Raw genomic sequence first — 20,324 nt, 5'->3', positions numbered from 1 at the left:
CCTACCACCGTGAGTGAAGGAAACCAACTACAACCACCGAAAAAAGATCTTAAGAAGCTCCTTAGTTCGCTAATCCAAATCATAAAAGACAAGTTGCAGAATTTGCCTGTTATCATAAAGAGTCTCTTTAATAGTATAAAACAAAAATACAATGAGAATGACCGGATCTCCGTTATTGAGGATATTACGAAAGCATTTCAGCACATTAACCCTAAGAAAGCAGCACAGGCACTCTTGTTAGGATTTCTGCTGATCTATGTTCTCACCGGCATTTACATTGTGAATCCTGGTGAGCAGGCCGTCATCAAGCGATTTGGCAGTATCTTGGATAAATCCATTTATGAAGGCATTCACTATCGACTACCATGGCCGATAGACAAGGTTGAGAAAGTGAATATCGCCGAGGTGCGCCGAGCTGATGTGGGCGTCAGTTTGCCCGATCATATACATAAAGATGACCCACCACAAAACATTCAGCTGCTAACCGGTGATGAAAACATTATCAGTACTGAAGCCATTGTGCATTATAAAATTAAAGACGCAACCAACTATTTATATAGTGTAAATTCCAATGATGAGCAATTAGTGAGAACTAGTGTTGAGGCAGCATTGGTTTATCTCACAGCAAGCATGGGCGTAGATGATATTTTGACCAGCGGCAAAGTGAACGCTCAGTCAATGGTTATGAAACAGGCCCAGAGTATACTCGACAGTTATAACTCCGGACTACAGGTTACAAATTTTAATATTAAAGCCATTGTACCTCCCACTGAGGTTGCTAATGCCTTCCGGGATGTTACAACGGCAAAAGAAGACAAAGAAAAGCAAATTAATCAAGCTAAAGGGTATTATAACAGCCTGATTCCGGAAGCACGAGGCAAGGCCAACGAACAAATTACCAAGGCCGCTTCTTATAGAGCAGAAGTAATAAATAAATCTAAGGGTGATGCCCAAAAATTTGAAGCCATGCTGGGAGAATATCAGAATACAAGTTCGCAAGATACTACAAAGTATCGTCTATTCCTAGACACAATGGAAAAAGTATTGCCAAAAGCTAAAAAATTCATTGTTAATCCAACAGATGGTAAAATTAATCTAAGGCTTTTTGATCAGGCCAATAATCCGGCTAGCAACTAACTGGTAATAACTGCAAAAAACAACGAGAAATGCCGCGCATTCTGCGCCGTTTCCCGTTGTTTTTTTACACTAATCTACATTTTTTACCCGCAGGCGAACTTTTCAGAACTTTATCCGTCTTTTATAACATAGTATATTAATTACGTATATTAGTTACCTTAGTCTAGATAGTGTACAGATGGACTTACCGTCTCCGTTCGCAAATAGATAGCAAAATCTTTGGCGGCAAGTTGGGTCTACAGGTGCTAAATTGGTTCGTCACTCTTGCTATTTTGAGGTGATCCATTGTTAGTGGAAAACTAGCTGGACTCTGCCATAATTCGGCACCTTAGTTCCCATTCCCTACAGGTTTATCAGCATTACTGCCAACGGTCCTGTAAATTTATTTATCTGTTTTTTTGCCTCTCCCCTCCTTGGAAGAGCTAACTGTTTTTTACCTGGAAGGCATACTAATTTATTAATTACGGTTCACGATCCCTCTTTATACAAAGATTCTCCACTCACACTGCCAGCATCGTTCCTATAGTCATTACATTAGCGCTAATCAGTGTGGTATATTTTACAAACGTGTCCGAGAAGAATGGCGTCTTACCCCGGCTACTCCCCTTGTCAATGCTAATCGGGATAGGATAGTAGTGTGGTGTTATGATGGAGGTGGTGATACCTGCTTTGACCGAAGAATTATCTACAATAATCCAACAAGCTATGACCGGAGATAAGACTGCCTTTAGCAAGCTGGTCTGGCGGTATAAAGATCATATTATAAACATTGCGTTCGGGGTTGTAGGCAATGCTCAGGATGCCGAAGATATCGCCCAAGAGGCTTTTCTCAAGGCCTATTTGTCCATCAACCGACTTACTAGCGCCAACGCTTTTTACCGCTGGCTTGTCAAAATTACCGTCAATTTAAGCATTGATAAAAAAACAGCCAATTCCCTGGGGAGGATCCAACCCCTTGAGTCAGCCCTACCTCTTTCAAACCCTGCCCAATCACCCGAGTTAGTAGCTGTACAGAAAGAACAGCAGCGGCTGGTATTGGCGGCATTGGAACAACTTACTCTGGAACAGCGAACAGTATGGGTACTTTATGAGTTTCAAGAATTACCTTATAATGAAATTGGGCAAATTCTCAATATCCCTCTAGGAACGGTAAAATCCCGCATCAGCGCTGCCAGGTCCCGTCTGCGCGAGATTCTGGCGCCAGAAAGGTTGTGACAAACATGGATTGCAAAACATGTAAAGATTTGTTGTGGGAGCACCTTGATAATGAGTTGAACAATGATTTAACCCAGCAAGTAGACGAACATTTAGCAAATTGCCCGGCCTGCCGGACTGAGCTTACTTCACTGGCAGAAACCACTCGGTTTCTCAAAGAGCACATGCCGGTGCTTATCCTAGATAACTCCTTTGTTCAAGCAACGATGAACAAAATTGGGTTAGCCGAATCGGGCGGCGCCTTTTTAAAACCAATCATCGGTATCGGTTTAGCCTTGACTGGCTTGATCATTGTCACACTGGTAATCATAAGCCCATTTTTTTTCAGTTTGCTCTGGCTCATCGGCAATATTATCTTCACCCTCGTCAGATTGGGAACCTTGGTTGTTAAAACCACTCCCTTGCTGCAAATAATTAGCGGCGTAGCATTATCCACATTGCTATTCATCGTACTGGCATCCATACGACGCCTGGCCATACGCCGCATCGCTTAATCAAAGGGAGGTCGTCTTCATGCAAAAAAAATTTTGGGCGGCTGTTAGTCTGGCACTAATGATACTGACGGTAATCACCCTGCCGCTACAACCTGCATCCGCAGCCAACCGGTTGTCAGGCGATTCGGCCCCGGATGTCATCGATTTTAAAGATGTGTTCATCCCCCCAAACGCCTTTGTCGAGCATGTGGTGGTCATTGGCGCCGATGTAACTATTGCTGGCAACGTAAGCGATGAGGTTGTTGTCATCAACGGTAACCTGACCTTGCTGCCCACGGCACAGCTTGAAAAACGTGTCTTTGTCCTGGGTGGACGCTTTACCGAAGAAGCTGGCGCAGTCGTAAAAAGAGGGATTGTGAACCTGGAATCAGGTTCTAACAACATAACCAGTATTCTACTTGCCGCATTGCTGGTATTTCTCTGGGGATTTGTCCAACTGACCATAACCTTTACTTTTCTCATGATCCTCCCAGCACTATCTTGGGGATTTCGTTCCCGCTGCCAGCGGCTTGAATCAGTCTGCCAATCGTCTTGCGGCAAGGCGGCCGCCATGGGATTGCTCTTAGGCCTGGCGTTTTTACTACTGGAAAGTTTACTGATGGTCAGCATTATAGGGCTACCTTTGGCACTCGTTGTAGGTCTCTTTTTTCTCCTAACCGCCACTTTCGGTGCCAGCGGCGTATGCTTGGCTATTGGCGGTCGACTTGCCGCCAAAGCAGGTGAATTTGACAAGCCTGCTTGGTTAAAATCACTCTATGGCGCTGCCTTCGTCTCATTGATAACCAATATTCCATTTATTGGGCCACTATTCTTAGCTTTTATTTTATTACTTGGTGTTGGATTAGTCAGTTTGGCTCTCTTTCAAGAAGCCGACACTCCTCTTTGATTACACTCTAAAAAGGGAGGCCCTTATGAAGGACGACGTGTGGCTAGCTGGAATCATAATGGCCTTTTATCTTATCTACCTAATCTATCAACTCATAAGAGGAGCTTCCCTATGAATGAAACGATTTTAGTGGTAGAAGACGAACCAGCCATTAGCAAAATTGTCAAATTGTATTTACAACGCGAAGGATTTACTGTTTATACGGCAGCCGACGGTGAACAAGCTCTGGCTATGGAGGAGGAATATCGTCCTACTTTATTAATCCTAGATGTTATGCTTCCCAAATTGTCGGGCTGGGAAATCTGCCAGCACATCCAGCGTCCGGTATCCATCATCTTTCTGACAGCTGATTGCAATGAATCAGACAAGCTAACGGCTTTCTCACTAGGGGCTGACGACTACATTACCAAACCTTTTAGCCCCAGAGAACTCGTGGCCCGGGTTAAAGCCGTTTTACGCGCCTCTAATCGCCCTTCTCAATAGCCGTCCCCCACTAACGAGCACTTCTTGCATGGTTCAGAAAATAGCTAGTAAATTTTCCAGAACCACTATGCAGACCCTGGCGCTGGTTCATGTCTTTTAGGAGCATTCTATTAATGACAAATTCATCATCTCGAATATGGGAAATTGACTTCTTTAGGGGAATTGCGCTTCTGCTAATGGTAGTCTTTCATCTAATAGTTGATCTGACTGATTTTTGGGGTTATAACCTGAACTACATGGACGGCTTTTGGTATTACGAAGGTAAATTGTCGGCAATTATGTTTATGGCAATCGCCGGTGTCAGTTCTACCCTCAGCATTTATCAGTTTCGCAAAGGTGTCGTTGTTTTCACTTGAGGGCTGTTGATTACATTGGTTACCTATTTGTATAACCCGCAGACGTATATCCGGTTTGGCATCCTGCATATGCTGGGTAGCTGTATGATGTTCTTTCCTTTTATTAAAAAGCTAAGACCAATTGGGTTGATACTGGCCGGAACGACAGTTATCGCCTCCTTCTACTGGACGATACAATTTACCACCCCCTATTCCCTGCTGCTGCCGTTCGGTATAACACCGGCTGACTTCACTTCTCTTGATTACTACCCACTGCTGCCTTGGTCAGGTTTTTTTCTATATGGAGCGGCGTTAGGACAGCTATTGTACAAAGAACGCCGTTCCCATCTTCCACAGCCCCGTTGGCTACAGCCGCTTGTAGCATTAGGTCGTCATTCACTGGCCGTTTACCTCATTCATCAGCCGGTGTTGCTGACTACCCTGTACATTTTGCATCGCTTCAAAAATGGGTAGAAGCGGTCTATCGCGTTAATAATTTGCTCTTTGGTTTCAACAGGAAATGCTGCGCACAATGTGCAGCATTTCCTGTTTTTTTTCCATTGGATGAACTTTTCTGGAACTTTATCCGTCTATTATTTATAGAAAGCTGGTTGTTGTAATCTGCCTACCACTTTTGCGAGATCGCATGCCTAAATGGCCTGCAAAACATAATAATCTTTCAGAAAAAATTACATAACCATACGAGGTGATAACATGGAACGGCTCATCCTAGAAGCCTATGACAATGCAAAATCCAATGAATTTTTCGTGATTACCACTATGCTGGAGCGCTTGGTCAATCGGCGCTATTCGCTTTGCGATCCCCGTGGCGATATCACTACGGGGCAAGTACGTCAGATTCTCGATCGTCGAGGTATGGACTATACCCTCGCCAAAAACAGCAAAAACCAGAAATCGGTCACCAATACTGGACACAGCATCTATCGTAAGCGGACCAAAAGGATGGCAACTGCCATGAAATAAATTAGTCATCCTCCAGTTCCTGGTTGACTGGCCGCTATAGCACGGAGGTTGGCCAGGGCTGTTTATATAAATGGTTTGCCTGGTATCGGGGGACATGATACCGGGCAACCATCTGGTTTAGAAAATATGAGAGCCTTCAACAAGCTAATTCATTTATTGAGGTTTCAATGAGAATAAGTAATAGCGTCAGCGTCTAGGTAATTGCGGAGGTTTTGTACAGATTGGAGTGCCTGTCGTGCAAGTTACAACAATATTTAGCGCAGTCAGCCAAACCACCAAACTGGCGATTTTCTTTGCTATTATTTTTTTGTTAAGCACAATCGGCTTTCTTGCTGCAAATGCCGTTGTTACAATGACAAATACAATTTATCAAGGTGTAATGGTGGCAGACATTGATCTTGGCGGACTATCCGAAGAACGGGCAAAACAAAAACTTTTAGCAGTTTATCGCGCCAGAACTGCTGAACCTATTCAACTCATGTATGCCAGCAAAACTTGGACGGTCTCAACTGCCAACATTGAACTTACTATTGATGCAGACCAACTGGCACGCGCAGCTTACCAAGTCGGCAGAAATGGTCCTATAGTAGCACAATTGAAAGAGCGCTATCTTACAGTTAATCAGGGATATAGAATACCTTTATCCATTTCATATAATACGGAGAAGCTCAATCAGTTATTGATAGGTATCAGCCAAGCTATCGATATCCCCCCGAAAGATGCCACACTTATTTTATTAAAAGAAAACAAACTCGTCCTTATACCTGACGAGTTTGGACAAAAGCTTAATATTGTTAAAACGACGGAAGATATTACAACCAGTATTACTACTCAAGGAATCTTTTCGATTAATCTGACGGTAGACAAGACGATGCCACAGACCAGCTCTGCCGATTTACAAGAGATTGATCGTGTGCTTGCCTCCTATACTACCCAATTTGACTCGTCGGACACTAATCGTTCTGAAAATATTTATCTGGCTGCCAAGAGTATCAATAATACGTTGGTACGCCGTGATGATTCGTTCTCCTTCAATCTTGTTGTTGGCCCGCGTCTCGCAGATCGCGGCTTCAAGAAGGCCCCCGGCTATATTAATGGTGTCCTGGTTCCTGACTGGGGGGGAGGAGTGTGCCAGGTGAGCAGTACAGTTTATAATGCTGCCCTAATGGCTGATATGACCATCGTAGAGAGAACTTCTCATATTCGACCCCCTGCCTATCTTCCCCTTGGCCAAGATGCCACTGTCGCAGACAATTTACTCGATTTTATATTCCGCAATACTACTTCCGGAAATATTTACCTTAAAACTGATGCTGTTGGGAATCAGCTCACGGTCACTATTTTAGGGAAATATAGCGAACATACTCCTGAAATACAAATTGTTGCCACAAGTACTAAAACCATTGAACCTAAGACGATTATTAAACAAGATGTAACTCTGGAGTTAGGAAAACAAGAGGTAGAAGTAGATGGACTAAAAGGCTTCTTGGTAACGACATATCGAATTAAAAAGTTAAATGGAAAAGAAACCAGCCGGGAATTGCTCAGTACTGATGAGTTTGAGTCCGTTGACACGGTAGTACGCATAGGAAGTAAAGCTCCTAAAAAGACTTCTAAATAAACCAAACAGGGAAGAAGTAACTAATTACTGTATAATCTGTTTTTATTATGCCGATAGCTAAAGCGCCGATTAAGTCCGCGGTAAGAAATGTTGTCATTTACTTCAGATTTCTTCACGAGAATCACACAATGTTTTAGTATAGTACTCGTAGAACCTTATCGCAATTGTTTAAGGAGACGCAACAGATGAATAAAACAAATCGCGAAATAGTAGTTAAACTCACCGCTGTCGCGATGCTAGCGATTCTGGTTGTGAGTGCTTACCTTGCCAAGCCTGATTTGTTTGCAACCATATGGTATTTGGCTACAAGCGGAGATATATCCGGCACGATTGAATTTCTTCGCTCCTTTGGGGTCTGGGCCATTGTGATCAGTATAATTATTGATATACTCATTAATATGGTGGGATTTTTACCTTCTATTTTCATTTCTACTGCTAATGGTATAGTTTTCGGTATAGGACCAGGCATTGTGATTTCCTGGTTTGCCGAAACCATTGGTGTAATTTCGAGTTTTATTTTAATGCGAACCGTGCTCCGCAGCTCTGCGGAGGAACTAATCAAAAAGAGTAAAATGCTGCAGAAAATAGATGAATTTAGTGGTTCCAGCGGGTTCCAAATGATGCTTATTGCCCGAATGTTACCCTATTTTCCATCTGGAATCATTACCGCCTTAGGTGCAGTAAGTCGTATATCGCTGAAGGATTATATTCTGGCTAACTTTCTTGGCAAGTTACCTTCAACTGCATTAGAAGTGGTGGTAGGCTATGATGTTGTAAACTATCAGGAAAACCAACTACGATTAGCGCTGATAGTTTTCGGGGTAACGGTTATTTATGGACTGTTATGGTGGCATAACAAAAGTAAATCGAAAAATGGTCAATCTAACTAATTAATTTAGGCACTTTAAGTCAAATAAAAATGTAATGGAGTGATGGCAGATGATGTGGATTATATTTTTTATGAACTTGTTTGTGATAATTTATGTTATTAATATAATTGCAAAATTGAAACTAAACGAAGATATGGAATAGCAATAACGACCCAGATGGTTAAACACCATTTGGTTTATATAAATTCCCCTCCCCCTCTTCATTGTTAAATCTAGCTATTAAGTCTGTATTTTATGCGCAAAGCCGCATGCTCTGTTTATTAGGTTGTCCCAAAATTCTACGAAAAATATCCTGTAGGTAAATTACCTACAGGATATTTTTCGTAGAATAGGGTCTATAGCACAGCCTACTTACGAAAGTAGCACTGATCAATGCCTTGCTCCTTAGCATTTTCTTATTTTTCGGCCAATTTTCATGGATTGTACCGCCCATCTTGTCTACTTTTTTAATCCATCGGCGAACTTTTTGGAACGTTGTCCGTCTCTTGTTATATAAAGAGTTTGCAGGTGACGCCATAGGACCAGACAAACATGTAATTGCCAAGATAAACTTAATATTAAGATCGTCACTAAACCATTATAGAAAATATGAGTATGACTCATATATTTTTCATTTCTACACAACCTGAGAGATATACAACGAACACAAGGCGGCAAGTTTATGACGCATTATATATATAACCGACTGCTTATCTGTCTTATCATCCTTGGCCTGCTGGCAACAGTAGCCGTGGACTGGCAGCGGTATAAGGTAGAAGAAAATAACTCCACTGTAGAACTGATTATGGACTATGAAGATATTGCGGAATTGGCGCAAATTGTCGGCGTGCCGCCACGCTCTCTACTGGGGCAGTTCAAAGACGCGGGAATTACCTCTCTGGCAGTTTATGAAATGACTCTGGAAAAACTAAGTAAGAGCGGTCAAGTCACCGTTTTATCTGGTGCTTCCTTGTTGCAGCAAAATCAGATAGGAGCCTTGAATAATCCTTTTTGGCACAACTTAGCTGCTACTGGAGGCATTCAGGTCGAAGATGTATATGTGGTTGTCCACGATAAAAACTCCTCTGAGGAAATAAAAAGCGACTTGATACGACGGTTAGGTCCCGGCAAAGTATCCGTTCTGGCAGAAGGTAACGAGCCGATATTAGCCGTCAAAGCCCAATATGAAAAAGTGCTAAAAGAGAATCTAGGCCTGTCCACAACAGAACTAAAAGAGGTTGTTGCTCAAGGCTTTTATGTAGTGCCCCGCCCTTCTAATTATATGAAAGTAACCATGTCGGACGTAAGAGCGGTCTTTGAACGTCTAAATGTGGTTTCACAAAACAACATTTCGGCCATTGTATTTGTCGGTGATGAGGTCTTAGGATATCCAGATGCGCTGTCTTTGACTGCTGACCAAATGAAAAATCGCGACTTCACTATTGGCATGATCGAGCATCCATTGCAACTACAATTTTTAAAACAGAAAGGTCTTATGGAAGTAGTTGCCGCCATTCAATATCGCGCCGCCAGACTATATAGCATTCCCCAAGCTGAGCAGCCACGACTGAATATTGCGGACGCAATCCAGCGCTGGGTAATTGCCGACCAAGAAAGGAATATTCGCCTTAATTTACTCCGCCGGTATGATAAACCGGAATCAGGAAAAACCTTGATCGAAACCAATCTGCAATATATCTCTGGCGTCAAGCAGGCTTTGCTGGAAAACCATTTTACTGTCGGCCGGGCCGGTACCTATCAACCGTATTTTGCCTCTCCCTGGCTCCTTGCTGTCATTATTTTGGGCACAACCGCTGCGAGTGTACTTTTGTTGTCCCTTATTCGTCCGTTCCCGGCGCGTCATCAGTATCTGTTAACGGCGGTCATAGCAATGCTATTGATCTTTTCGGTGCTAAGCGGCAGAGGCGATGCCGCCAGACAAAGTGCAGCTTTGGCCAGTGCGATCTGCTTTCCGGTACTAGCCGTGACCTGGCAAGTTGATCGCTGGCGACGGCATGAAGTTTCAGGCAATCTGGAGACCACTGCCGGATTCTGCAAAATTATCGTTCAGGGAATTAGTGGGCTTGTAATTACTACCCTGCTGTCTTTGGTGGGCGGGCTGTACATCGGCGCCCTTCTCAGTGACGTGCGGTTTCTTTTGGAAATAGAAATTTTCCGCGGGGTCAAGCTAGTCTTCGTCGCCCCCTTAATATTGATTACCCTTATCTATTTGACCCGGTACAAACTATTTAACCCTAACGGGCCAACGGAAAGTGAAAATTTTTGGCGTCAGTTAAGCGGGATTGGGGAGCGCCCGGTTACCATCAAAGTTTTAATGCTATTTGCCATAGCAGCTATTGCCACCTGGGTATATGTCGGACGCTCCGGCCACACTGCCGGTGTGCCAGTGCCTGCAATTGAATTAAAAATCAGGGCATTTCTGGAACAGACAATGTATGCCAGACCCCGGACGAAGGAGTTTATGATCGGCCATCCAGCGTTTTTATTAGCAACAATGGCTTTCTACCGCCAATGGCCGCGCTCAGTTCAATACAGTTTGGTGGCAGTGGCTACGATTGCCCAGGGATCCCTAGTAGGAACGTTTGCCCACCTGCGAACACCTGTATTTATGTCTTTTGTACGGGCCTTGGATGGATTGGCGCTGGGCGCTATTTTTGGGGTAGCGGCAGTTGCCGGGCTCTACCTGGTATCAGTTTTGGTATCCAAACGTAACCTGCGAAAGAAAGAGTGAAAAAATGACAAGTCGAGTTATCTTTTTATATAAATTTTTACTGGAACCAGGAAAAATCGGCAGCATTACTCCTAGCTCGTCATTTCTGACTAACGCCATGTTGGCCAACTTACCGTGGGACCATATGGAAACGATTGTGGAGCTAGGTGCGGGTACCGGAGTGTTCACCAATTTTATTGCCGAACATAAAAAAGAATCGTGCCAGGTACTTGTAATTGAGAGGGATTTCGCTATGCGCAAGTTGCTTAAGATTTCCCATCCCACATTTCATTACGGTGCCAAAGCCGAAAAACTGGACAGGCTTCTTCACATGCGTAATCTGCCGCCTGCAGACTGCATTATATCCGGGTTACCCTTCGCCGCGTTTTCTGAGCCGCTACGCCATAAAATTATAGCGGCAGTATATCAATCACTCAAGCCTGGGGGCATTTTTGTGGCTTTTCAATATTCATTGCAAATGAGAAAAACGCTCAATGATTACTTCACTAAAGTAATTATTGATTTTGTACCGCTAAATATGCCGCCAGCCTTCGTCTACTCCTGCAAAAAAACAGGCTGTAGCAATCTATGCAGGATGTTGAAAAAATGAAAAAAACCATTTTAATTCTTTCAGCATCCTTCGGTACAGGGCATGATCAGGCGGCAAAAGCCATTCAAGAAAAGCTAGCCGAGCAAGCTTGGGTGAAGAAAGCAATAGTAATCGATTTTTTCGGAGCAAAGTCCTCCCGTTTTTCTTCGCTAGTAAAAAATACCTATCTACACATGCTACAGCATTACCCGGATTTTTATGATTTTTTATATCACTTTGTTCAATCGCCACACTCTGCCCTTATCACGCAAAAAGTCAGCGCAAGTTACCTAAAACGCCAACTGCGAATGCTCTTAGCAATTCATCAGCCGGACTTGTTGGTCTTTACCCATCCCTTTCCTTGCAGCGCAGCAGCTCACCTGCGCAAGACCGGTTATCTTAATATACCAATCGTAGCGCAGCTAACTGATTTCTCAGTGCATCGTTTTTGGGTTTATAACGAAGTGGACGAGTACTGCATTGCTACGGAAGCAATGCGGCAGGAATTGCTAGCTCAAAGCATTCCGTCATGCCGACTGACAGTTACCGGAATCCCAATTACCGCTAAATTCGGTAACAAAATGGACCCGGCAAATCTCAAAATGGAGCTAGGACTAACTGAGAGTTTCCCGATATTATTGATCATGGGCGGTGGATTAGGTTTAGGTGCTATCCCTGAAATAGTACGCGAAATTGCTAAGTTGCCTATACCAGTAAACTTGATCATTACTGCCGGCCACAATTACCGTCTGACAGAAGAAATAGCGGCATTACTAATTCGTCACCCGACCATCGTGCTGCCCTACACGGATCGCATCCCCGAATTGATGGCCGCCGCCGACCTTCTCATCACGAAGCCCGGCGGCCTGACCTGCGCTGAGGCCATGGCCATGGAACTGCCTATCATCTTTTTCCGTCCCTTACCTGGGCAGGAGGAGGACAATGCACTATACTTGGTCAGCCAGGGCGTAGCCCGCTGGGTCCATTACAGACAGCCTCTATCTGATGTCATCCACTCTATGCTCAACTCTCCCGCCCATCTGGTCGACATCAGATGCAATCTGCGCCAACTGAAACGTCCGAAGGCTGCAGCGGCAGTCTGCTCTGTCATAAAACGTCAATTGTTCGATAAGCCACTTGGCTATGGTAAGGAGTCATGTAAAACTTGATTATATAAGAATAAATTAATATTCTGCTGTTTGTCACCAACGAATTTTCCGCTAAGCCACACTACGTGCTTGTGGCTCTTCTCTGCTATCCGTTTAACCTCCTTAACCTTCAATTTTTCGGTCTTTGCCAGCTTGTGCTGGCGCCAGCATCAAACACTATATTCACAGCAAGATTTGTAAGGAGAATAAGTCCATGAATTACATTTTTGACTATATAATGATCCCTTTGCAACTAATTATTGTTTTTTTTACCTTGTATTATTTTATTATTGCCTTTTTTGGGATTTACAAAAAGAATGAAAATAAGATACTTACACCTAAAAATACATTTGCTATTATAATTGCTGCACACAATGAGCAACAAGTAATTGGACAACTGATAGAAAACCTACGCGTACTCAATTACCCACGCGAACTTTACGATATGTATGTTGTGGCCGATAATTGCAAAGATAAAACAGCTAATATTGCCAAAAATGCCGGTGCCATTGTATTTGAACGTTTTAACCTTGAACATCGAGGCAAAGGCTACGCCATGGAATGGATGTTTGAAAAACTGTTCACACAAAAGAAGCAATACGATGCTGTCGTGGTTTTTGATGCCGATAATTTAGTTCATCCAAATTTTCTTCTCGAAATGAATAATCGCCTGTGTAAAGGTGAAAAAGTTATTCAAGGTTATCTTGATGCCAAAAATCCAAATGATACCTGGATTACTGCTACCTTTGCAATTTCATTCTGGGTGGTAAACCACATCTGGCACCTGGCTAAATATAACTTGGGATTATCAAGCGTCCTCGGTGGCACTGGCATGTGTATCTCCACAGATATTTTAAAAAAATTCGGTTGGGGGGCAACCTGTCTGACTGAGGATATGGAATTCACCATGAAAGTGCTATTGATTGGTATCCGTACAACTTGGGCACATGATGCCATCGTGTATGACGAAAAGCCACTTACTTTTAAACAATCCTGGAATCAGCGCGAGCGCTGGGCTCAGGGCCACTTTGATGTTGCCGGTCGCTATATTCCGAAATTGCTGATAGAAGGAATAAAACGTCGAGATATACGCCTCTTAGATGGTGTTCTCCATCTCGTTCAGCCACATTTCCTGCTATTATCCACAACCTTTATTTTTCTAAACTATATTTATTATATTACCCCTTTTTATACCAATATCTTTTATATGATTCTACCGATAGAAGTATGGACAATAATTGCCATAGGCCAATATGTATTTCCAATAATTATCCTTGCTAAAATTCGAGCAAATCTGATAACCTGGGTTTATTCAATTTTTTATCCTCTTTTTGTGTATAGTTGGATACCAATCACCATCTTAGGTTTTCTGCACCGAAATGATCGTAATTGGCATCATACCCAACATACCCGTAGCCTAAGCTATCATGACATACTCTTAAATGACACTGGTGAATTTCCCAAGGAAAATCTTATGGGTAAGCAAGCTACTAAATAAAAAATGGCTAATGCTCCTACCAGATTCTGCGTCTAAAAGGGCACCATCAAAGAATGAATATTTTTATCTTAAAAGACAGCAGTGCCAAACGAGGTAACCGCCACCCACAAGGGTTGCTGGTTGCCTCGTTTTATCATGATTTACCAAATAAAGGATTGCATGGGACGTTCTCTTACCCTCATAGATATGATTGTGTGCAAATTCAATAAACTGAGGAGGATTGCGTCAATGGAAATAGGCTATGCTGCGCTTTTGACTGCCTTCACTGCTGGTTTTTTTTCCTTTCTATCTCCCTGTGTATTAGCTGTTTTGCCAACCTGTACAGCATTCCTAGGCAGCGCAGGCAGAGCCGTCCGATTTCCCCACAGGTGGCAATTGTGTATCAATATTGGCATATTCTTAAGTGGATTTATCGCAGTCTTTCTTATTATAGGTATCGGCGCAGCCTACCTTGGTCAAGCCCTGCATAGTTATCAACACATCATTAGTAAAATAGGAGCAGCATTCATGTTTATAATGGGCTTACAGCTTAGCGGGCTCCTTTCTTTCTCTTTGATCAGCCGTAAGTACCATTTGCGCTTTCCGGTAAATGCTGACCCAGGCGGCATCTTTCTTCTGGGTATGGCCTCCACTGCCGCCTGGACCCCCTGCAACGGCCCGCTGCTTGCACCGGTATTAGTGTATGCAAGCGCTTCACCCTCCTTATTAAAAGGAGTCGCTCTCTTCTTCGTTTATGGCTTAGGGTTTTGCCTGCCCTTTGCATTGCTGGCGGTTACATTAGAGCAGTATTTGAGTAGGATACGCCTCTTTTCGCGCCGATTGAATGTGGTACAGCGCATAGCAGGTATACTGCTGGCAATCAGCGGGATTTTAATCTTTTTCGACTTAGTAAGCTAATGACTTGGGGGTTATTTCCAGTTACCAAAGTATGAGACAATAAATGCAGACTATAGCACACTAGTAATAATTCGTAAAAGCTGGCTTGCAGGCAGGCGGCTTTTTGGGTCTGCACGAAGGGTAACAAAGCGGCATACAGTTTGGCATACAGTTTGGCATACAATTAGGCATACATTTGGGCGCACACATTTGCTGTCGTTCAAACTCATCAGGCAATTCTTCAATCTCCGGATTATCCCAAAGTCTTCTCAAAAGTATCCCTCCAATATATATACGAAATATCTTATGTGTTATTTTATGTTGCTATAGATAATGAGTTACATATGCAATTGCGTAGGATAAAATTTTTGCTGCCACGCGCTATCATCCCAATTTCTATGTAGTTAAAGCTAAAAACGAAATAGTAGTAACAAGCACACCCTCCGCAGAAACACTTGCAGAGAGTGTGCTTGTTTTTAGAAACATTCTTCTTTAACCGCATTGCCAGTTAACGGATAACCCGCCGAGCACCTAGGTACCGTGAACTCCAATAGTCACTGTCTAGGCGATCAATGGCCACGCCACGACTGGAACTTGCACTGATAAACCTTCCGCTACCTAGATAAATCCCATTATGAGATGGCCCAGGCTCATACGTTGAGAAAAAAACCAAATCACCTGGCTGAAGCTGCCCATAACGCACTGGAATACCCACTTCAAACTGGACGTCAGCCGTACGAGGGAGATTTACCCCATTTAAGGCAAATACATATTGTGTAAATCCCGAACAGTCAAACCCGCCAGGGCTCGTCCCACCCCAAACATAAGGCACTCCCTGATACCGCTGGGCGGTTAATATAATCCGAGCAGAAACTGCACTGCTCTCTCGCCCCCGGCTCACTTGCGGCACGGCAGTTCGAAGCACACGCCATGTATCCTCGCCTACAATTCCATCCACAACTAATCCGTTCTCCGCCTGTAGGGCTTCCACCGCAGTTTGGGTCCGAACACCGAATACCCCATCCGGTAATCCTACATCGTACCCAAGACTTATCAGACGTTCTTGGACAGCCCTACTTTCATCGCCACTATCTCCGAGGCGAACAGCAGCAAGTGCATTTGCAGAGCTACCCCATAGCACGGAGACCCCTAATAATACGGCTATCGTCCATTTGCAATATTTCACTTTTCCCAATGTACCCCGCCTTCCGGCGCCTCCGAAGTTAGCTGTCGGGTTAGGGCCAAGGCTTAGGCCCCGCGATCATGTCGCTTCACCCCAATTTTGGGTCCTCCGTACCTGTTATACCAGGATTCAGCGCATACATTTTTCCGATTTAAAATAACCAATATCCTTGTTCTGTTATTATAGCGATAACGCCATACTATTCCTTGTCCACCGCATCCACAGCAGCCAAGTGTTCTTCATACGTTTTATTAAAACGGTGAGAGCCATCCTTGGCCGCCACAAAGTAGAAATAAGGTGTGTCCGCCGGATACAATACCGCTTGAATAGCGGCCATACCAGGACTGGCAATTGGGCCTGGCGGCAATCCAAGATTCTGGTAGGTGTTATACGGTGACATAATTTGGGTATCTGCGATAGTAAGTTCGGCTTTAGGATAGCCTAGAATATATTGTACAGTCGGACAAGACTGGAGCGGCATGTTCTGTTTTAGGCGGTTGTAAAACACGCCTGCAATAACTGGCCGCTCTGTATCTAGCTTAGCTTCTTTTTCCACCAGTGAGGCCAATGTCACTGCTTGATGAAGAGATAGCCCCAGCGCTCTTGCCCGTTCCCGCATATCGGTTGTCAGCTTTTTATCAAAATTAGCAACCAGCATCTTTAAGATACCTTCTTCCGTCATGCCTGGGTTGATGCGATACGTGTCTGGAAAAACATAGCCCTCAACTGGATAGATAATCCCAGGCTGCTGTACCATGTAATCCAAAGGCGTAAAATTTCGTGCCAGCGCCTTAAATGTAGCGCCGTCACCCAACCCCTGCTCATCAAGTAACTTTGCAATTTGCTCCACATTGTAGCCTTCGGGAATAGTCAGCAAACGATACACTGTATCCCCCCGAACCATCTTATCAATGATATCCGACATACTCATTTTGGAGCTAAGGACATAATTACCAGCCTGGAGCGAGTTTTCAGCCCCTTGAACTTTGGCATTGATGCGAAAGAGCGTAGCATTGTGAATGATCCCGTTTTGGAACAAGACCTCGCCTATATCTTTCACCGTCATTTCCGGCTTCACTGTAAGCGTTTCAGTCCTACCTTCGTAGGTGCTGACCATCACACCGGAATCACGCCAGTACTCAAAACCGGTAATCACCATGAGAACCAACACTAATACAAATATTTGCAACAGAGCTTTCTTCTGTATATTGTTCATGGTTAACTCTCTTTCTCCGTCCTTCCCGGGTTTCCCCCCGGCAACGTTTCGGGGAAAAACAGCATAGTATACATCAATAAACTCACCCCGGTAACAATAGCAACATCCGCCGAATTAAAAACCGGCCATATACGAAAATCGAGAAAATCAACTACATAACCGGTTTTTACCCGGTCAATTAAATTGCCAATCGCGCCACCTGCTAACAATCCTGCCCCCAGGCGCATCAACCAAGGTCCTGCTGCTATGTGGCCATAAAAATACACCAGCGCAGCTAACATGCCAACTGTTACAGCCATCAGCAATATGGTTTGATGTTCCAATATGCTAAAAGCAGCCCCGGGGTTTAAAATATACGTAATGTGAAAAACCCCATTGATAACCGGTATGGACATGCCCAGCGTCATCTGCGATTGAACGTAATATTTGATGCCTTGGTCAATAAGAGCACTGACAATAGCTAACACTAATACCGGCACAGGTTGTCCTCCTCTCGCCTAAAAACCGCCCTAAATAAGCGCATTTTTTTGTAGTAAACTCCATATGATCTTTTAAAATAGGGGTAGACACTTTTGCCTACCCCCGTGAAAACTACTTGATCTCCCGGGCCAGACGCATACCGTTTAGCGTGACCAATAGCGAAGCGCCAGTATCGGCCAAGACTGCTAGCCACAAATTTACAAAACCGGCAAAAGTCCCTACAACAAACAACAGTTTTATCACTAAAGAAAAAGTAATATTCTGCTTGATAATCACCACTGTCTTTCGGCTTAGCTTCATGACATAGGCCAGTTTACTCAAATCATCTGACATGAGGGCAATATCAGCCGTTTCCAACGCCGTATCTGACCCGGCAACCCCCATGGCGATACCCACATTGGCCGTCGCTAGAGCGGGAGCATCATTGACGCCATCGCCCACCATAGCTACGCTGCCATATTTACGAGCCAGGTCTTTCAGCGCGGCTACTTTATCTTCTGGTAACAGCTCGCTGTAAAAGGTATCGATACTAAGCTTTTCGGCAATAGCTGCCGCCACTCGCTTGTTGTCACCAGTTAGCATCGCCAAGTTTTGCACTCCGGCGGCTCGAAGCGCAGCAACCGCATCGGTGCTGTTTTCCCGCAGCGTGTCAGCGACGGCAATGGCACCCAGTATTTGCTGTTCCGTGCCAACCAACATCACGGTCTTCCCTTGCTGTTCCAATTGAGTAAGCAGTCCTTCGTACCCGGCCAAGGCGTGGCCAATTTCTTCAAACAGGCGACGGTTACCAACATATACTGTCTGCCCGTCTACATCAGCCTGTGCACCCCGTCCGATAAGGGCCTTAAACTTAGTTACTGTCTTTAAGGGTGCATTGCCAGCCTTAGCAACAATCGCCTGGGCCAGTGGATGCTCCGACCACTTTTCGATTGCAGCCGCCAACAATAATAACTCTTGCTTGACAATGCCGTTCAGCGGTGCCACATCGGTCACTAATGGTTTCCCAATGGTCAATGTTCCTGTTTTGTCAAAAGCAACGGCTTTAATTCGACCCATTTGTTCTAAATGAGCCCCACCTTTAATCAGTACGCCATGCCGGGAAGCATTGCCAATCGCCGAGACGATGGATACCGGCGTGGAAATAACCAGCGCACAAGGACAAGAAATAACCAGCAGCACAAGTGCCCGGTAAAACCAGACATCAAAGGGTTGATTGAAAACATATGAAGGTATAAGCATCAAGCCTAGAGACGCTAGAATAACAGCAGGCGTATAATATTTGGCAAAAACATCAACAAATTGCTGCATAGGCGCTTTTTCGGCCTGCGCCTCTTCAACCATATGCATAATTTTCGCCAGCGTCGAGTCCGCTGCCAGTTTTGTCACAGTGATTTCCATCGCTCCCTGTTCATTAACCGTCCCAGCATAAACAAGGTCGCCAGGTTCTTTTTCCACTGGCATGGACTCACCGGTGATGGGCGCCTGGTTCACCGTGGAAACACCACTCACTACATTACCATCCATGGCAATGCGCTCACCTGGTTTGACGATAATGACATCGCCTACCACGATTTCTTCTACCGGTAGACGCAATTCCTGCCCGTCGCGCCGTACCAGCGCTTCTCGCGGCGCTAAGTCCATTAAGGCGCGAATGGATTCGCGGGTTTTATCCATCGTGTAGGCCTGCAATGCATTACCCAGAGAAAACAAGAATACAACGGTTGCGCCCTCGCTCCACTCCCGAATAGCCACCGCACCAATGGCTGCAATGATCATAAGAAAATTAGTATCTAACGTAAAGCTTTTCAAACCATACAAACCGCTTTTGGCTACGTGATACCCGCCAATAACCATGGCCGCAAGATAGAGCGGCACAATAATAGAATCACCCAGGTTCGCCCAATCCAGTAGAATAGCGGCCAACAGACATACTCCTGAAACAATCGTCGCCAACGTTCTCGGCTTGCGCCACCAAGTACCGCCTGTCTGAACACCAGGCCGGGAAGTTTGACCGTCACTAAGAGCCTGATAACCAGCTTGCTGTACAACTTTGATAATATCTGAATCGGTGAGAGCATGCTCAACCGTCAGTTTGCCTGCGCCAAAGTTTACTGTTGCCGACCGCACTCCGGCGAGAGCCACTACCTTTCTCTCAAGTTTGGCAGCGCAGTCGGCACAGTCCATACCTTCAATCCGGAACACTGATGTATGGTAACCTGGTGCGTCCTGATTGGCCGGCAGCATCGTCGCGCTATAGCCAAAGCCGCTGACTGTTTTAGTAATCAAGGCTACCTCTAAGAGCGTTTTATCATACACCACTTTTAATATGGCGGCCGCAAAATTCACTTGAGCCTCCCGTACGCCTGGTAATTTCCGGATTCCTTTTTCTAGTTTTGATGCACAATCAGCGCAGTCTAGCCCATCTATACTAAATTTACTATTTATCAAATTAGCACTGTCTACGGCGGCTGCCGCTTCAACCAATGACATCGCTACCTCACCATCACCGGAGCAACAGCCACAGTGGCAATCGTCAGGTTTTGTACTCATAATCTCATCTCCCCATTCCTTATTCATCG

Annotated in this window: 17 protein-coding genes, 1 pseudogene and 1 riboswitch; of the genes and pseudogenes, 14 read left to right on the top strand and 4 right to left on the bottom strand. The window is 44.5% G+C overall.

The genetic code is table 11. The features are described from left to right. The first annotated feature begins 9 nt into the window (after positions 1-9). The 14 genes and pseudogenes from hflK (at position 10) to EV210_RS09930 (ending at position 14,887) form a co-directional block, all read left to right on the top strand. Positions 10-1,137: an FtsH protease activity modulator HflK gene (hflK, locus tag EV210_RS09995; RefSeq protein ID WP_132079402.1), complete on the top strand. Its 1,128-nt coding sequence runs from the start codon at positions 10-12 to the stop codon at positions 1,135-1,137. A gap of 645 nt (positions 1,138-1,782) precedes the next feature. After that, positions 1,783-2,352 (top strand): RNA polymerase sigma factor, encoded by a 570-nt coding sequence (locus EV210_RS09990; protein WP_132079399.1) that lies wholly within the window; start codon positions 1,783-1,785, stop codon positions 2,350-2,352. 5 nt (positions 2,353-2,357) lie between these two features. Then, on the top strand, positions 2,358-2,846 hold the full coding sequence (locus EV210_RS09985) for an anti-sigma factor family protein (protein ID WP_132079396.1): 489 nt from the start codon (positions 2,358-2,360) through the stop codon (positions 2,844-2,846). A gap of 19 nt (positions 2,847-2,865) precedes the next feature. Next, positions 2,866-3,732: a DUF8173 domain-containing protein gene (locus EV210_RS09980; RefSeq protein ID WP_132079393.1), complete on the top strand. Its 867-nt coding sequence runs from the start codon at positions 2,866-2,868 to the stop codon at positions 3,730-3,732. Positions 3,733-3,843: 111 nt separating this feature from the next. Then, positions 3,844-4,215 (top strand): response regulator transcription factor, encoded by a 372-nt coding sequence (locus EV210_RS09975; RefSeq protein ID WP_132079390.1) that lies wholly within the window; start codon positions 3,844-3,846, stop codon positions 4,213-4,215. Positions 4,216-4,304: 89 nt separating this feature from the next. Further along, a pseudogene (locus tag EV210_RS09970) lies at positions 4,305-5,024 on the top strand (heparan-alpha-glucosaminide N-acetyltransferase). Between the two features lie 240 nt (positions 5,025-5,264). Continuing rightward, positions 5,265-5,534 carry a hypothetical protein gene (locus EV210_RS09965; protein ID WP_132079387.1) on the top strand — a complete coding sequence of 90 codons (270 nt, stop codon included), beginning with the start codon at positions 5,265-5,267 and terminating at the stop codon, positions 5,532-5,534. 235 nt (positions 5,535-5,769) lie between these two features. Further along, a complete protein-coding gene (locus EV210_RS09960; RefSeq protein ID WP_132079384.1) occupies positions 5,770-7,155 on the top strand; it encodes a VanW family protein in 1,386 nt (461 codons plus the stop codon). Between the two features lie 185 nt (positions 7,156-7,340). Continuing rightward, positions 7,341-8,045, top strand: a complete 705-nt coding sequence (locus EV210_RS09955; RefSeq protein ID WP_132079381.1) for a TVP38/TMEM64 family protein — start codon at positions 7,341-7,343, stop codon at positions 8,043-8,045. Between the two features lie 661 nt (positions 8,046-8,706). Then, positions 8,707-10,776 (top strand): DUF5693 family protein, encoded by a 2,070-nt coding sequence (locus tag EV210_RS09950; RefSeq protein WP_132079378.1) that lies wholly within the window; start codon positions 8,707-8,709, stop codon positions 10,774-10,776. A gap of 4 nt (positions 10,777-10,780) precedes the next feature. Beyond that, positions 10,781-11,365: a class I SAM-dependent methyltransferase gene (locus EV210_RS09945; protein ID WP_132079375.1), complete on the top strand. Its 585-nt coding sequence runs from the start codon at positions 10,781-10,783 to the stop codon at positions 11,363-11,365. Continuing rightward, on the top strand, positions 11,362-12,513 hold the full coding sequence (locus EV210_RS09940) for an MGDG synthase family glycosyltransferase (RefSeq protein ID WP_165898858.1): 1,152 nt from the start codon (positions 11,362-11,364) through the stop codon (positions 12,511-12,513). The genes EV210_RS09945 and EV210_RS09940 overlap by 4 nt, the downstream gene beginning before the upstream one ends. A gap of 193 nt (positions 12,514-12,706) precedes the next feature. Then, positions 12,707-13,990: a glycosyltransferase family 2 protein gene (locus tag EV210_RS09935; protein WP_132079369.1), complete on the top strand. Its 1,284-nt coding sequence runs from the start codon at positions 12,707-12,709 to the stop codon at positions 13,988-13,990. A 228-nt stretch (positions 13,991-14,218) separates the two neighbouring features. Further along, entirely contained in the window at positions 14,219-14,887 is a 669-nt protein-coding gene (locus EV210_RS09930) for a cytochrome c biogenesis CcdA family protein (RefSeq protein WP_165898857.1), read from the top strand. A gap of 487 nt (positions 14,888-15,374) precedes the next feature. On the opposite strand, the gene EV210_RS09925 is transcribed toward EV210_RS09930, so the two are convergent. The 4 genes from EV210_RS09925 to EV210_RS09910 form a co-directional block, all read right to left on the bottom strand. Then, entirely contained in the window at positions 15,375-16,061 is a 687-nt protein-coding gene (locus EV210_RS09925) for a C40 family peptidase (protein ID WP_416334036.1), read from the bottom strand. Between the two features lie 2 nt (positions 16,062-16,063). After that, a riboswitch (cyclic di-AMP (ydaO/yuaA leader) is annotated at positions 16,064-16,194 on the bottom strand. Positions 16,195-16,248: 54 nt separating this feature from the next. Next, a complete protein-coding gene (gene mltG, locus EV210_RS09920; protein WP_132079364.1) occupies positions 16,249-17,265 on the bottom strand; it encodes an endolytic transglycosylase MltG in 1,017 nt (338 codons plus the stop codon). 2 nt (positions 17,266-17,267) lie between these two features. Beyond that, positions 17,268-17,744, bottom strand: coding sequence for a signal peptidase II (gene lspA / locus EV210_RS09915; protein WP_132079361.1), 477 nt, complete (start codon positions 17,742-17,744; stop codon positions 17,268-17,270). 112 nt (positions 17,745-17,856) lie between these two features. Further along, positions 17,857-20,295 carry a heavy metal translocating P-type ATPase gene (locus tag EV210_RS09910; RefSeq protein ID WP_243650504.1) on the bottom strand — a complete coding sequence of 813 codons (2,439 nt, stop codon included), beginning with the start codon at positions 20,293-20,295 and terminating at the stop codon, positions 17,857-17,859. Positions 20,296-20,324: the final 29 nt, after the last annotated feature.

It is taken from the genome of Anaerospora hongkongensis (genome assembly GCF_004339805.1).
Classification (GTDB): domain Bacteria; phylum Bacillota; class Negativicutes; order Sporomusales; family DSM-15969; genus Anaerospora; species Anaerospora hongkongensis.
This window is presented reverse-complemented; position numbering and strand designations above follow the sequence as displayed.

Excerpts from the sequence above, each read along its gene's own strand:
- EV210_RS09985 (WP_132079396.1), top strand. The coding sequence starts at position 2,358 with ATGGATTGCAAAACATGTAAAGATTTGTTGTGGGAGCACCTTGATAAT.
- EV210_RS09975 (WP_132079390.1), top strand. The coding sequence starts at position 3,844 with ATGAATGAAACGATTTTAGTGGTAGAAGACGAACCAGCCATTAGCAAA.
- EV210_RS09990 (WP_132079399.1), top strand. The coding sequence starts at position 1,783 with ATGATGGAGGTGGTGATACCTGCTTTGACCGAAGAATTATCTACAATA.
- EV210_RS09910 (WP_243650504.1), bottom strand. The coding sequence starts at position 20,295 with ATGAGTACAAAACCTGACGATTGCCACTGTGGCTGTTGCTCCGGTGAT.
- EV210_RS09930 (WP_165898857.1), top strand. The coding sequence starts at position 14,219 with ATGGAAATAGGCTATGCTGCGCTTTTGACTGCCTTCACTGCTGGTTTT.
- EV210_RS09955 (WP_132079381.1), top strand. The coding sequence starts at position 7,341 with ATGAATAAAACAAATCGCGAAATAGTAGTTAAACTCACCGCTGTCGCG.
- EV210_RS09980 (WP_132079393.1), top strand. The coding sequence starts at position 2,866 with ATGCAAAAAAAATTTTGGGCGGCTGTTAGTCTGGCACTAATGATACTG.
- EV210_RS09940 (WP_165898858.1), top strand. The coding sequence starts at position 11,362 with ATGAAAAAAACCATTTTAATTCTTTCAGCATCCTTCGGTACAGGGCAT.
- EV210_RS09965 (WP_132079387.1), top strand. The coding sequence starts at position 5,265 with ATGGAACGGCTCATCCTAGAAGCCTATGACAATGCAAAATCCAATGAA.
- EV210_RS09950 (WP_132079378.1), top strand. The coding sequence starts at position 8,707 with ATGACGCATTATATATATAACCGACTGCTTATCTGTCTTATCATCCTT.
- mltG (WP_132079364.1), bottom strand. The coding sequence starts at position 17,265 with ATGAACAATATACAGAAGAAAGCTCTGTTGCAAATATTTGTATTAGTG.
- EV210_RS09935 (WP_132079369.1), top strand. The coding sequence starts at position 12,707 with ATGAATTACATTTTTGACTATATAATGATCCCTTTGCAACTAATTATT.
- EV210_RS09945 (WP_132079375.1), top strand. The coding sequence starts at position 10,781 with ATGACAAGTCGAGTTATCTTTTTATATAAATTTTTACTGGAACCAGGA.